The following is a 15024-nucleotide window of genomic DNA, read 5'->3' on the forward strand; positions in this document are numbered from 1 at the left end:
CAATATGTATTTTGGAGGAGGTTAATTTGATTTTTTCAAAACTCATTGATCGATACGCCTTGTATGATTTGCACAAAAAAAGAAGTGTAGAGTTTCAGTATACTTCTCTTTCTAACACCTCACTATATATAAAGGACATGGAATTTTTTTATAAAGTAAAACCATCTCATATTCATTTTAACATTAAGCATTTAAAACAAGAAAAGGAATACATGGTTGGGCAATTCAAATATAAAAGCTCGGTTCAATCTGGTGATTCATGCAACGACTCTGTCACTGGGGAGTTATTCTTACATAAAAATGAAGATGCACCTCATGTCATCTTTGTTCACGGTTGGAGAATGGATTCTAACGAACGTGTCAAAAAAATATTCCATGACCATATGACCAACTTGAAGTGGAATATGTATTATTTCACTTTACCATATCATTTTGACAGAAAACCGAACCAATCCCTATACAGTGGAGAGTACATGGTAAGTGCCAATATTGAACGAACTGTAGAAGCAACTAGACAAGGAGTAGCTGATTTACGAACTTTGATCAAATGGATTAAAGCAAATAAAAATGGTCCTTTGATTTTAATAGGAATCAGTTTAGGTGGAGTTATTACTAACTTAACATCTCTTGTTGAACCAGAAATTGATGTGTTAGCATCCATTTTCTACGCGAATCGACTCTCTTATTCAATTTGGAAGACAAATCCAGGTAAATTTATTAGAGAAGACTTGGAACATCATGGTGTTACGTATGATGATTTAATAGCTTATTGGAAAATCACTGAACCGAGTCAAACATTACCAAAAGTAAAAAAAGAAAATATTTTATTAATTTCAGGCAAGCATGATCTATATGTGCATTCTGAGGATACGGACTATTTGTGGGAATCCTGGGAAAGACCTACGCGATATATTTATACATGTGGGCATGCCGGGATTGTCCTTAAACGTAAAAAAATTGCAACTGATACTATCAATTTTATTCAGAATCGATTGAACTCCCAAAACTTCCCCAAAGACATACCTTAAATTGTGAGATTACTAAGTACGGGGTAGTACCAACATTCGTACGCTAAGATTCTTTCAACATAAAGATTGTTGATAACTTGTACGTGTCAGTAATGCTGATGTTACTCTAAATACAAAGAGCATGTTTTAAAAGATGATAATAACATGCTCTAAACTTATCTATTTATTTTAATTTCTTAAAGATGTCTACAGGTAATATTGAAACATCTCATGTATTAAAAAGTGCTGCCTGCAGTGCTTTTATGTATCGATCTGCTGACTTCTGAACAGCAAGGTCCGCATGTTCTGACACTACTCGATGAAAAGCGTTATAAATACGGTTGAATGGTAGCCCTTTTACTTTATCCATCATCTCTCTTACTTTACTAGCAGGAAGTAGAATCAGATTTGGATAACTGTACATGAAACTAACTCACTGACAGTCGGCAATCATTTGAATGATATCACCTGTTAGCAAAATACCTTTATTATGATTTCCACCTTTCCAGTGTAAAACAGTTCCTCCTTTAAAATGACCTCCAATACGATTTAAAGTAATGCCATTTGTTAATTCAAAAGACTCGCCTGACCAAAAAATTATTTTGTTACTTGGACGTACTACCCATTCTTTTTCGTTTTCGTGGATGTAAATAGGTGCATTGAATGTATCGACCCATTCAACTTGTATAAAATAATAATGAGGATGAGAAATGGCTATACTCAAAATCCCTTTGATTTGTTTTTGGATGGTAAAACATGTTTCTCTACTCTTTCATATAGAGAAAGCAATTGTTTGATAAAAGAAAATTTCGGTACTAACCAATACGAAAATAACGCTGCAACACCTCCTATTAAAGCCCCTATTGCAACATCAAAAGGATAATGAACCCCTACCCAAATACGAGAAATCGCTACACAAAATGCAAGTATAAGCCATAACCATCCAGTCTTTTTACGAACAAGCCAAAACGAAAAACAAATCGAAAAAAAGAGTATCGTATGGTCACTAGGAAATGAATTATCTACAGTATGGTCGACAAGTTTATTCACATTAGGTAATACTGCAAACGGTTGATAATTCAAATGAAATTTCCCTGCTATTTTTCCAATCACCTCAGCAATCACAAAAGCAAACATCGCTTGAATAACCATCATCCTACTTTTTCTGGACCCGGTAAACCAATAAGCTATAATAATTAAACCCAAAATATATACCATATATTCTGCCAAAAATACCATGGCTGAGTTTAGGAATGAATATTGTTTACCTAAATCATTAATTGCTCGAAAAATATCAATATTGAATTGAGAAAAAGACAGTTTAAATTCCTCCTTTTTAGTAAGGTGTTTTACTGATTGCCATATACCTTCATTACATGAATAGTTTTGGTTATTGTACTCATCTGAAAATACGAACCTCTTATAACATCGCTTTCTTCTTTTTCACTATAATAAAAAAAGAATAAGGAAAACATCGAACTTTCTTACAAACATTCGTGCATTCTTACAGTTTTGTCATTTTCTCGTCATTTTGTAAATGGATTCATCGTCTTGCCTTTCGCTATTTTCAAAAACTCTTGTAACTCTGGGTTTATATCGGTCTTTCGGTATGTAACGGCTAGTTCCGCAACAATTTTAGAATCGCATATTTCTTTTTAAACAACTTCTAATTGATATAATTTATTTGCAGACACCTATCCGCTGTTAATTAAATAAGAAAAGTTCATTTACACTACCTATACCTGCAACTATGGATACCTTAATTACAGATTAAAAAGGAGAAGAACCTTGATAAGTTCTCCTCCTTTTGTTTATTGTTATTATTAAATTATAATAAAATTACAGTATGTGAAATTATATTGCTTTAACTTTAAAAGCGAAGTGAAAACAACCGTCACTTCGCTTTTTGCATTTATTTAATCGGTTTCTCTATTTTTAAAACTAGTGAACTTAATGCAGGAACTTTAATTTTATTATCATGGATAACGTAAAGTGTTTTACTACCTGCCTGTTTACCGTCTACTAGCACTTTCCAAGGACCTTTCGATGGAAGTGTTATGTCAACAGCTTCCCTATTTGCATTGTGAGCCACTATAAAGGAGTCGCTTTTATTCCCACTTCCCTTTCCATCTAGTGTATATGCTACAACATTTTTGGGAACATCGATAAAAGCTATATGCTTTTTAATTTGCTCTGCAGATGTCATACGAAAAGCTGGGTATTTTTTGCGTAAATCTATTAAACCCTTCATATACTCTACTTCATTATTAAATGCTGCACGGCGTAACCAGTCCATCTGGTTAATTGAATCAGGAGATTTGTAACTATTATGATCACCATACTTTGTGCGCATAAACTCTTGTCCTGCATGTAAGAATGGAATACCTTGTGATGTTAATAAAATCGAAGAAGACAATTTGTGCATTTGTTTTCGCACTTCTTCACTGTCACCTGGATTAGTCAACTCAAGTTTGTCCCATAATGTATGATTATCATGTGCTTCCACATAAGTTAGCACCTGCTCCGGATCTTGATAAGTAGACGAATTTGTATCATAGTCAATACCGGCTGTAATGCCTTTTTTAATACGGTCTTCCATGTTTTGCTTTCCATTTACAAAACCATTTTCTTTCTCCTCAAATACACTACCTTTCAATCCATCACGAATATTATCGTTAAAATGAGCAATCCCTTTCATTTTCTCTGCATTTTTTTGATTTGCTTTCAATTCAGCTGCAAGTGGTGTATTTAAATCCCAACCTTCTCCATGCAGAATAATAGAAGGATCAATTTGATTAACAGCTTTACGTATCTCATTCATCGTTTCATAATCATGAATACCCATTAAATCAAAACGGAACCCATCTAAATTGTATTCTTTTGCCCAGTATGTGACGGAATCTACCATGAATTTTCTCATCATCTTTCGTTCTGAAGCGGTATCATTCCCTACTCCAGTTCCATTTGCTAATGTTCCGTCTTCATTGTAACGATAATAGTAACCTGGAACTAACTTATGAAAATTTGATTCAGCAGCATTATACATATGGTTATATACTACGTCCATCACAACACGAAGATTATTATCATGCAATGTTTGAATCATTTGCTTTAATTCAGTTATTCGAACGGTTGGCTCAAAAGGATTTGTAGAATAGGAGCCCTCTGGGACATTGAAATTTTTCGGGTCATATCCCCAGTTATATTGTGGTTCATTTAAATTCTCTTCATTTACTGAAGCATAATCAAATATCGGTAAAAACTGAACGTGAGTAACACCAAGATCTTTCATATGATCAAGTCCTGTTTTTACACCTTCAGGCCCTTTTGTTCCTTTTTCTGTTACACCTAAATATTTTCCTTTTTGCTTAATACCACTTTCAGGTTGAATGGAAAGATCGCGTACATGCAATTCATAAATAATAGCATCTTCCGGATCTTTAAATTTCGGCTTTTTGTTTGCTTTCCATTTTTTCGGATTTGTTTCTTCTAAATCAATAACTGCACCTTTATCTCCATTTACAGAAGCAGCACGCACATACGGATCAACCGCTTCAGTCCACTTATCCCCAATTTTTACCTTATACGTATAAAAGAGACCTTTTTGGTTCCCTTTAAGTTCTGCTTTCCAAGTTCCCTTTTCACCTTGTTGCATGTTTATTTCAGTACCTATTTTATCGTTCCATTTTTTGTATGTAACTAGCTTTGCCTCACTCGCAGTTGGAGCCCATAAACGGAACTTTGTTTCTTGCGGTGTATACATATTACCTAAATCATTACCACCATAATAAAATAAATTATCAAATTCCTCGCTACGAATGACTTTACCGATTTCAGTATTCGCATCAGCTAAGTTTGCTATTTTAACTTTGTATGTTTGTTTTAAATCAATTTTCTGTTCCGTAATTATTTTAACCTTATTAGTAATATCTCCACTATTTTTATCATAAGGACTAATTCCCTTAATTTTAACGCCTTCAATTTCAATTTTCTGTTCCTTAATATTAAACGGAATATTAGTATTTATAGTGATTTCATTAAAACTATCAATAGTAGCTTTTTGAATAGAGAGATCAGAAGAAGGCTTAGAATCATATACTTTTTCATCACCCGAAAGGATCCATACTTCAGCACGACCATCCCTTATATTTTCAACCCAGTGATCACCTCCATCTTTTTCCCATTCATTGGTACGAACTATAAATCCTACACGATTATAGTCACCATCTATTTTTATCTTAGCGTATTTTCCAAATTCATCTTCACCAGTAAATTCATAAGATTTACCGTTTGCATTTTCTCCCCATACCCAAAGATTCCAGTCTTTTGTATTTCCAGATTTCTCTTTGTAATGAATGATAACTTCAGTTGTTTTCGAATTTGAAACTGCCCTCACATTCTGAAAAGAAAAAACAGATGATAACATAACGATTATGGCAAGTAATAAAAATGATTTGTTAATTAATCTTTTTGTCATTTGCACCCCATACACCCTTTCTTTAAATAGTACGAGCTATTTATTATGCTCATACTAAATTACACTGCTTAAATTAATGTAGAAATCTCTTTTACTTCACCCCCATATTGACTATTTTCACGCATGTATTTCAATGATCTTTTAATACGAAAACGTTTGCATTAAAACTCAAAAAAATAGATTTGTTTATTCCTTCTTATATTTGTAAATACTAAAAGATCAGGGAAATCATTTTAAAGCAATCGTTTGTTATCGCTTTCATTTTATAGCACTTACTATTAAAAGGTCAATATATTATTAATTTTCTGTTTTTACATCCTTTAAATCTTATATATTTGTCGTAGCTTATTGAAGATAGACAGCCTGATTATTGCTTAGTAAGTTTATTTTCAATAATACATTGCTACGTAAAAAACCAGCTAATATCCTTAAAATGACATTAGCTGATTTTCATAATGTATTAATATATGAATGAGAACTATATTTCTAGCTTACTTAATTTTTGCTGCATCAAATGCTTTTTGCACTGCTTGAACTTCAGCTGTATTCGCCCCATATTTATTAGTTGCCACTCGAATACATGCGGATTTCAATTCTTTGAAATTAGAAGTCATGTTTAACTCATCTGTATTTGCATAATAGAAAATATCAAACATTTTATCTTCACCAATTCCTTTAACAGTTACTCCGTTATGAGTTCCGCCTTTTGCAATGAGATACGCAACTTTATTAATAATACTTGAATTAAAATGAACGCCACCTTGATCCCATCCATTAAAATCGTTAAATTCACTGTAATCATCTGGATACGGTACTCCAAGTGAAGATGGAACAGAAGCTGGGTTTTCCATATCACGGAAAACAGATCCAGTTTGTTCTCCCATTGTCCAGTTAAAGGTTCCATTATTTACATATTTCTCAATAGATGTTCCCATAATATCAGATAGCGCCTCATTAATCGCACCAGATTCACCGTAATATTCAAGATTAGATTCGCTAGAAGTAACCGCATGTGTAAATTCATGTCCAGCTACGTCATATGCCTTGACAATAGGATCGCCATATACAAGCATACTTCCATTATTAGCACTTAATGCATTCTGCCAATTTTTCGGATCATTCGTATCTTCAGAATCCCAAGCGTGTACAACTGAAACTACCTTTTGTCCCTTATTATCAAAACTATTACGCTTATATTTATCCTTATAAAAATCAAATACCTTTGTTGCTAAGTAATGAGCACTTACTGCTTTTGGATCGTTAAATGTTGTTGAAGTGCTGGTTGCTAGTGTACCAGGATAATAGCTTTCTTCTTTAGTAATATCTCTGTAATTCACATCATATGTTTCAATTCCTTGCCCTCTTGTATAATCAGCAAGTGCATATTTGCCATTACTTTGTTTAGAAATACCAAATGAACGAGATATACCTAAATCATCTTTTCCTGTTCCATTTAATGATGTAAGACTACTTTTTTTACTTTCCTTTAAAGCTCCAACTAGTTTTTCACTTGCTTTTAAGTTAGATTCTTGTACCATATTTTTTAACATATCACCATTTTGTGCATTTACTAAATAAGTTCCAGAAACATAGTTTGGTGTTGCCGCTTCAAAGGTAACTTGGTATGCATTGCTAGCTTGTCCATTATTTTCATCGACAAAAATAACTTCCTTAACTTCTGGCTCAGAAATAAACTTGATATCGTTCCCGTACTTCGTATAAATATATTGTTTTGCTCCATCTTTTGATAGATTAATAGGCTTTTTCAATTCTTCTTGTTTTAAATTTTGCGCGCTATCGCCTGAAACACTTTTAATAACACCCTTATTATCTACGTGTGCAGTTAATTGATGGCCATATACTTCTTTTCCTTCGTATGTTTGCTGCATACGCACAAGTGTTGTTCCATCATACGAACCACGTTTTTGAAGAACTTTATAATCTACTCCTGTTTCTCCATTGACTTGATTTGGAGAAAGAGCTTGTTCAGCTTTCTCCTTAAGAGCATCTTTTACTACATTCTCTGGTGTTTTTTGTGACGGTTGTGTAAGTTCACCTGAACGGAATGAGTCCTCCTGAATTTGAACTTGTAGTTGATCTGTTTCCTCTGCATGACCTATTCCGTATGGTGCCACAGCTGTTAAAGCTAATCCTGTTGTTAATGCTACCTTAGTTAATGTTTTTGTTTTTTTCATTTTTTCACCTCGTATAATTTTTGAAATAGAAAGCTTGTACAAAGTATACTGTCTAATCTTGTCGGAAAAAAGGGAAAATACAAAATTCATGTAATATTATGCAAAATTACATGAATATGGTCGATAAAATAAAAAATGAGCCCTTTTAGGTGCTCATCCAATTGGTTAGTTATTAATTATCTATATTCATTCTAATCAAAGTACACTTATATCTTATTAACAACATAAAAAACCACTCTTTACTATTTTAAGAATAGTAGATAAATACTTTAGTGGGGCAACGCATATACAAGTTAGATTTTTCAATATAATTTTGTTATTTATGTCTATAACTGCATGGATTGGAACGTTTTGAGACTGCTGAAGTCTTATATGAGTTTCAGGCTTTTTTTATCTTGTCAAAAATATTTTTTAAAGATAAATTTTTCTCCCCATTTAAATATAGAAAAGGACATATCTATTGCATGTTATTAACTTAAGGTATGTTCTTTTAAAGCATATTATAAATATACATAGTGAGAAATGAAACAATAATTATTCAAATGAAAAACCCCCTGAATTTTTAAAGCGATCCAGGGGATTTTTTACCGATGATTCTCTATATTTCCATACCGAACACAAACTTTTTTAGGATAATGGTATGTCCAAGTTGAATAGTTTTTTGCACGAGAGCCATCTTTTTTATATTTATTTAATTATCCTACTAAGTTTTTTGTAAAATTCACCTTTTCTTTTTACATGATTAAACTGATTTGGATTAATATTAGCTTTTTGTGAGAGTGCTACAATCTCTTCTTTTGTAATTGAATCTTTAGTATTTATAGATGCTATATTTGTATATTTTCCATCTTCTGTTTTTGGGATTTCTAAAATCCCTTTATCTACAAGATCAACTACAGCCTTATGCTCTGAAGAATGTGTATCTACACCAGTAATTTTCCAATTATGCATAACTTTTGGCGTGTATACACCGTTCTTTACCTCTTTTAAATATGTAATAGCAAGGTTACGAATGGTTCCACCTGTTTCTCCGAATGCATTCTCTTGTTTAGATGACCAAGTTTGTTCAAATTTACGTCCCTCTAAAGCTCCTCCTTTTGCCTGAAGAGCCTCCATTCTATATGCATTCATTCCTAGCGTCATAACATCGCTCATTTTGATTGGTTTATTTGTACGAATAGAGCGTAAATTTGTAATTCTACTACCATATGGTTTTGTTAAGTCAATTTCGTATTTTACGCCTCCAAAGAAATCGTTCGTACTGTATTTAGACGCACGACGGTTTTTATCAAAGCTAACTGTTACATCTCCGGCACGAGATGAGTTAAAATATCCTGCTGCCCATTCCATATAGTCTTTTAAATCTTTTCCAGTTATCTTATATACTGTAATTTCTCCCAAAGCATATTGATAATTATAAGCAATATCTTTCTTCTTTATAGGACCTATATCCAAACGGGCATAATCATTATCAATTTGATGGGCTACTACATCCGCCTTGCTGTAATGGAGCATGACTTCATGAAAGAAATCTGATAAAGGTGTCTCTTGAATCTGCACACTTGGAATACCCTTTATTTCATTTTCAGGAACAAGGTTTCTACCCTTTAATTGAGCGACTACAACATTTGCATCTCCCCTCGCATACTCGTGAAAAGGTGTTAGTGTTTCTTCAAGTGTAGGATCAGATACTACTGTTGTTCCATCAGTATTTTTTACAGGTATAGCGGTAGCAGTTTTATCTTTTAAAACCAGCTTTCCATCTTGCTTTATAAAAGTAAGGTCAATACGTGAAATATGCGTTCCGTATTTATCTGGTTCTGTAATAATTACACCATTTACAACTTCTTTTTTTACAAGTTTATGCATATGAGCCGCAAAAATAGCGCTTAGTTCCGGACAAGCATTCGCAATATCTTGAACACCAGTACCTGGGATTCCATTCTCATTTTCTAGTCCCATATGCATAACCCCTACCATTACATCTACTTTATCTTCTAATTCTTTAATAGCCTTTTTTGTCTCTTCTACTGGATTTTTCACTACTAAACCATCCAAATGATCTGTCCCTTTTTCAAAATCACTAATCATTGGTGTATTCATACCAATAATCCCGACTTTAATTCCACCTTTTTCAACAATCGTATATGCAGGAAGAAAACGCTCTCCATTTTCCTTATAAATATTTCCTGCTAACGTCTTTCCCTTGTATTGCTCACTAACTTTTTTCAATGTATCTAATCCAAAGTTGAATTCATGATTTCCAAATGCCCAGGCGTCATATCCCATTGTATTCATTGCTACCATCATTGGCGATTGTGGCTTATCGTTGAATAATTCTACTGAGTTTCCTTGAATTGTATCCCCGGCATCTACTAATATGGTATTTGGGTTTTCTTGACGTACCTTCTTTATAACCGTATAAAGCTGCGTCAAACTTCCACTCATATTTGCTCCATCAAGCGCATAATCCCAAGGCATAAATCTACCATGAATATCTGCAGTACCTAACAATGTAATATTAACATTAGATTCCTCAGCCTTAGAAATAGCTGGTTTGACTGTTACTGCTGTTACAAGAAGCATAAGAATAATAAAATTGCATACATAGTTCTTCCATTTCATTTTTTGCATAATAACAATATTTCTCCCCTTTTTGTACTGTCATAAAGTTGCTTGAACTTTAAAAATATAACTTGTTATTCAGAAAACTTCAACTGCAAAAATAAAGAGAATAAAATGCATATATCCCTTAATAGAATTGTATTTTATCGTTTTCTGACAAAATACTTATTCCTCAAACGCGTGAAAGGTGCTTACCCAATGGTAGGTGTAAGAGTACTTTCAAAAATTTGGACATATAGCTCATTTCCGAAAATCATTATAACTTAAAGATATAGTGTGTAATGCTGATTACATTTTCGGATTTCATTGCCAATTTATTTCCTTCTAAATGAAAATGCTGAGATCACTTCCAAAAATAATAACCCCGCTCTTCATTTAAGACGGGGTTACACTTATACAGCAAATCGGATTCAGATTTTTTTCGAATGTTCGTTTCCTCTTCAGGGGTAAGATCTGCTAGTTTCGTAATTTCTTCAGCTTTTTGGTTGCTTTCAACTAAATTCATCATAATTTTAATCAGGATTTCTATTTTATCACTCGAACCCTTGATGCTATCCCAAATCGCTCAATAAATAGATAATGATTTTTACTTTTCAACTCCACAAAGCAATTTTATCTCTTTAATTTGTTCTATATGACGCTGTTCATGCAAATAGATCAGTTCTATCCACTGATCAAGAAGTAATTCTCCAAGAGCTGGATGCGTCACTGATTTTTTCGCTAATATAGATTCATCTTCTATTGTACTCAGGAAACGCATCAATTCTTTTCTAGAGTCGTTTAACAAATCAACCATTTGCTGCACTTCAAATGGTTCTATACTTGGTTCAATCATTTCTGGGGCTATAAATTTTATCGATCTATCTAATAAAATAGTGTGAATTTCTTTACGCTCATTTAAGATACTATCCATCTTTTTTAATCCCGATGAAATAACTGTTATAACTCTCTCATCTAATAAAACTAAGTGATGACAAACTTGTGCTATACTCCATTTATCCTTATCTGGTTTCCTATTAAATTGAGCATCACTTAACAAAGTAATTTCCTCAAATAATTGATTTCTAGTTTCATAAAACTTGTCATTTACAAATTTCATGTGAATTCTCCTTTCATTAGAACCTACATACTTAAATTCCTACGCTAGAAATATTCTCTATGGAAAAAAGATTTTCCTTCACTATTATTCCAATCCAATCTTTTCTTTCTTTAGTAGGTTCTCTAATTCATGCTGAAATGTATGAGTTCTCTCAACATCCTTGAAGATTTCCTTGAGGTTATTATGCGCGACAGCTACATCATAATACTTTCAACGGAATCCTTTCAATATAACTACATAAAACGTTCCTAATTATCAATCTAGCATTAAATATATGTAAAAAATCAACCTATTCATTCATTTTTAATGCTTATGTATGTACATTTGTTAATTTATTAGTTATATTATGGGTATTGAATGATTACGAAAAGTTAATAAATCGCTTGTATAACACCTTATATTTTTATATCCGTGAAAACTACAAAATGTATAAAATTCCATTTGTCAAATGAATTTAATGCGGAAGGAGGTTTGTGGTTACTTCATCGGGATATAATAATCAGTTTTGAACTGATAAAAATATAGGAGGCGACATAATGTTTCGTACGATTTCAAATTTCATGAGAGTAGCTGAGATAAGAAACAAAATTCTTTTTACACTAGCGATGCTAATTGTTTTTCGAATTGGCACGTTTATTCCAGTTCCTCATACTAACGCAGAGGTATTAAAAGTACAAGATCAAGCCAACGTTTTAGGCATGCTAAACGTATTTGGCGGAGGAGCACTGCAACACTTCTCAATCTTTGCTGTAGGTATCACACCATATATTACAGCTTCTATCATTGTACAATTACTACAAATGGACGTTGTACCTAAATTTACAGAGTGGGCAAAGCAAGGAGAAATGGGCCGTAAAAAATCAGCTCAATTTACTCGATACTTTACAATCATTCTCGCATTCATACAATCCATTGGGATGTCTTATGGTTTTAATAATATAGCAGGTGGACAATTAATTACAGATCAAAGCTGGACTACATACTTATTTATTGCGACAGTTTTAACTGCTGGTACTGCATTTTTACTTTGGTTAGGTGAACAAATTACCGCTAATGGCGTTGGTAATGGAATCTCAATGATTATCTTCGCTGGACTTGTTGCGGCGATTCCGAATGTCGCTAATCAAATTTATTTGCAACAATTCCAAAACGCAGGCGATCAGTTATTCATGCACATAATAAAAATGGTTTTAATTGGACTCGTAATTTTAGCGATAGTTGTTGGTGTTATTTACATTCAACAAGCAGTTCGAAAAATACCGATTCAATATGCAAAAGCTGTTTCAGGAAACAATCAATATCAAGGAGCAAAAAATACTCATTTACCCCTTAAAGTAAATAGTGCAGGTGTAATTCCTGTTATCTTTGCCTCAGCCTTTTTAATGACGCCGCGTACAATTGCGCAGCTCTTCCCTGATTCAAGCGTATCTAAATGGATAATTGCGAATCTTGATTTTGCACATCCATTTGGAATGACACTATATGTGGGTCTTATCGTTGCCTTCACATATTTCTACGCATTCGTTCAAGTAAATCCTGAACAAATGGCCGATAACTTAAAGAAACAAAACGGATACGTTCCTGGTATTCGCCCAGGTAAATCTACAGAACAGTATGTAACAAAAATTTTATACCGTTTAACATTTATCGGTGCGATTTTCTTAGGAGCAATTTCAATATTGCCACTTGTATTTACAAAAATCGCTACATTACCACCATCTGCTCAAATCGGTGGTACAAGTTTACTAATCATCGTAGGTGTTGCATTAGAAACGATGAAGACGTTAGAAAGTCAACTTGTGAAGCGTCATTATAAAGGATTTATAAAAAAAGTGAATTAATTACAAAAACACACTAGAAGTCACAATAGCGACCTAGTGTGTTTTTATTATAAAAACTTATAATAACGGAGGTTTTGTCATATGAGTCAAAGAATGTCTTATTATGATATTTCGCCTGATGGTATGAAAATTATGATGGATATGGAGAAATACACGAAGAAATCTTCAATTAATCGAGCTGTTAGAGAGCTTATAAAAATTAGAGTCTCTCAAATTAATGGTTGTGCTTATTGTATCGATATGCATACTTCTGACGCCCGAAAATTGGGTGAAACCGAGCAAAGAATTTATTGCTTAAATGCTTGGGATGATTGTGATTTTTATACTCCTGAAGAAAAAGTGGCTCTGGAACTATCAGAGCATATTACTCTCATTCCTACTAAAAGAGTTCCTGAAAATCTATACAACCGAGTACGTGAATACTTTGACGAAAAACAATATGTTGATCTTGTGTTAATCATTAATCAAATAAATAGTTGGAATCGAATTTCTATTGCGATGGGTAATACCGTAATAAAAAAATAATACTTACCCACCAAACAATATGCGATCGATTTAGTTAAGTGTAAAATCAAATACACCCTATATTAAAACACAGTTGGTTATTTCCCCAACTGTGTTTTTGATTTTACTATCTCTAATCTGTTAATCATTTTCTTCAAATTAACTATTTTTTCTTCTAAATTTCGAATACGTTTTCCTCAGTTTTCCACATCATTAAACTTTAACTACATCTCTTTTTTTAACAACCTTCCTTGCTTAAAATAAATTCCAAGTGTAGAACGATTTGCTAAAAATACACCAATCAAGATTAAACAAGCACCAATTCCCATTGTAGGATTTAATGGTTCTCCTAATACAAAGTAACCTACAATAACAGCGATTAACGGAGATACATATAACCACGTTGATGGAAATACAGGATTTGTTTTTGATAAAAGCCAGTAATATAAACCATGTCCACCGATAGAACCTACAAATATGAGATATAAAATTGGCCATTGTACATTCCAAGATGTTAAGATTGTTGGATTAGGCTGCTCCATTACGATAGATACAATTAACAACAAAACTCCTCCATAAAACATTTGAATGCCGTTAATGAGAAATGGTGATACGTTAGGTAAATCTGAAAGTATTTCTTTTGAACGAATAGAACCAATTCCATAAAACAACTCCCCTACTAATATAACAAGGCAAGCGATACTCCATATGAATGTAAGTTCTTGATGCATTCCAGGTAAAGAAATACAAAAAACACCTATAAGTGCTATAACTAAAGCAACAAGTTGTTCTTTTTGCAATTTTGTTTTATTTCTCTTTGATTGCAATAGCAAGATCATCATTGGACCCGTAGCAGATAGAACTGCAGCTAATCCAGAAGAAATATATTGTTCAGCCCAGTATAGGGTCGCGAATGTCATAAATGTTAAACAAAAACCAGCATATATAATACGTTTCGATAATAAGTATGGCATAATATCCTTTCGCTTTAATTTAAAAATAATAATGAGAATAAGGCCCGCCAAAAAGAAACGAATTCCAGCTGAAAATAATGGTGGTGCCCCCGCTTCTATTCCAATTTTTATCGTTAAAAATGTCGTTCCAAAAATAATACATACTAAAATATAATTTAAAATGACCATTTTGCTTCCTCCTTTTTACTCTTGAAACGAGTATAGAGGATATGGTGTATAACAGTGTATCAACGCATATAACAGTTGAATAAAAATATAGTTGATTGTCAGACTGTTTTTCGCTTTAATTAAATTAAAAAGAA

General features: G+C 33.0%; 9 protein-coding genes and 1 pseudogene. 3 read left to right on the forward strand and 7 right to left on the reverse strand.

The features are described 5' to 3' along the window. Positions 1–26: 26 nt before the first annotated feature. Complete coding sequence (locus tag Q3V31_RS18070; RefSeq protein WP_000577726.1) at positions 27–1028, forward strand: alpha/beta hydrolase; 1002 nt, start codon at positions 27–29, stop codon at positions 1026–1028. 208 nt (positions 1029–1236) lie between these two features. Here the strand turns inward: Q3V31_RS18070 and Q3V31_RS18075 are convergent. The 6 genes and pseudogenes from Q3V31_RS18075 to Q3V31_RS18100 form a co-directional block, all read right to left on the reverse strand. Beyond that, positions 1237–1770: pseudogene (locus Q3V31_RS18075) on the reverse strand (MBL fold metallo-hydrolase); the annotation flags it as partial. After that, complete coding sequence (locus Q3V31_RS18080) at positions 1728–2327, reverse strand: undecaprenyl-diphosphatase (RefSeq protein ID WP_033656674.1); 600 nt, start codon at positions 2325–2327, stop codon at positions 1728–1730. The gene Q3V31_RS18080 and the pseudogene Q3V31_RS18075, both read right to left, overlap by 43 nt. Positions 2328–2919: 592 nt before the next feature. Beyond that, positions 2920–5490 (reverse strand): type I pullulanase, encoded by a 2571-nt coding sequence (gene pulA / locus Q3V31_RS18085; RefSeq protein ID WP_329765686.1) that lies wholly within the window; start codon positions 5488–5490, stop codon positions 2920–2922. Positions 5491–5975: 485 nt separating this feature from the next. Continuing rightward, positions 5976–7679 carry a M4 family metallopeptidase gene (locus Q3V31_RS18090; RefSeq protein WP_090813459.1) on the reverse strand — a complete coding sequence of 568 codons (1704 nt, stop codon included), beginning with the start codon at positions 7677–7679 and terminating at the stop codon, positions 5976–5978. 687 nt (positions 7680–8366) lie between these two features. After that, a complete protein-coding gene (locus Q3V31_RS18095; protein WP_090813458.1) occupies positions 8367–10313 on the reverse strand; it encodes a bifunctional metallophosphatase/5'-nucleotidase in 1947 nt (648 codons plus the stop codon). Between the two features lie 577 nt (positions 10314–10890). Next, positions 10891–11403: a DinB family protein gene (locus Q3V31_RS18100; protein WP_090813457.1), complete on the reverse strand. Its 513-nt coding sequence runs from the start codon at positions 11401–11403 to the stop codon at positions 10891–10893. 536 nt (positions 11404–11939) lie between these two features. On the opposite strand from Q3V31_RS18100, the gene secY reads away from it, so the two are divergent. Beyond that, positions 11940–13244 (forward strand): preprotein translocase subunit SecY, encoded by a 1305-nt coding sequence (gene secY / locus Q3V31_RS18105; RefSeq protein WP_000490110.1) that lies wholly within the window; start codon positions 11940–11942, stop codon positions 13242–13244. Between the two features lie 81 nt (positions 13245–13325). After that, positions 13326–13769 (forward strand): carboxymuconolactone decarboxylase family protein, encoded by a 444-nt coding sequence (locus Q3V31_RS18110; protein ID WP_000083090.1) that lies wholly within the window; start codon positions 13326–13328, stop codon positions 13767–13769. Positions 13770–13972: 203 nt separating this feature from the next. Here the strand turns inward: Q3V31_RS18110 and Q3V31_RS18115 are convergent, their stop codons facing one another. Continuing rightward, positions 13973–14890 carry a DMT family transporter gene (locus Q3V31_RS18115; protein ID WP_090813455.1) on the reverse strand — a complete coding sequence of 306 codons (918 nt, stop codon included), beginning with the start codon at positions 14888–14890 and terminating at the stop codon, positions 13973–13975. Positions 14891–15024 lie beyond the last annotated feature (134 nt).

Source organism: Bacillus nitratireducens (assembly GCF_036320425.1).
GTDB classification, from domain to species: domain Bacteria; phylum Bacillota; class Bacilli; order Bacillales; family Bacillaceae_G; genus Bacillus_A; species Bacillus_A nitratireducens.

What these genes read in the sequence shown, in the direction of transcription:
- Q3V31_RS18115 (WP_090813455.1), bottom strand. Translation starts at nt 14,890, where the DNA reads ATGGTCATTTTAAATTATATTTTAGTATGTATTATTTTTGGAACGACA.
- Q3V31_RS18090 (WP_090813459.1), bottom strand. Translation starts at nt 7,679, where the DNA reads ATGAAAAAAACAAAAACATTAACTAAGGTAGCATTAACAACAGGATTA.
- Q3V31_RS18095 (WP_090813458.1), bottom strand. Translation starts at nt 10,313, where the DNA reads ATGCAAAAAATGAAATGGAAGAACTATGTATGCAATTTTATTATTCTT.
- secY (WP_000490110.1), top strand. Translation starts at nt 11,940, where the DNA reads ATGTTTCGTACGATTTCAAATTTCATGAGAGTAGCTGAGATAAGAAAC.
- Q3V31_RS18100 (WP_090813457.1), bottom strand. Translation starts at nt 11,403, where the DNA reads ATGAAATTTGTAAATGACAAGTTTTATGAAACTAGAAATCAATTATTT.
- Q3V31_RS18110 (WP_000083090.1), top strand. Translation starts at nt 13,326, where the DNA reads ATGAGTCAAAGAATGTCTTATTATGATATTTCGCCTGATGGTATGAAA.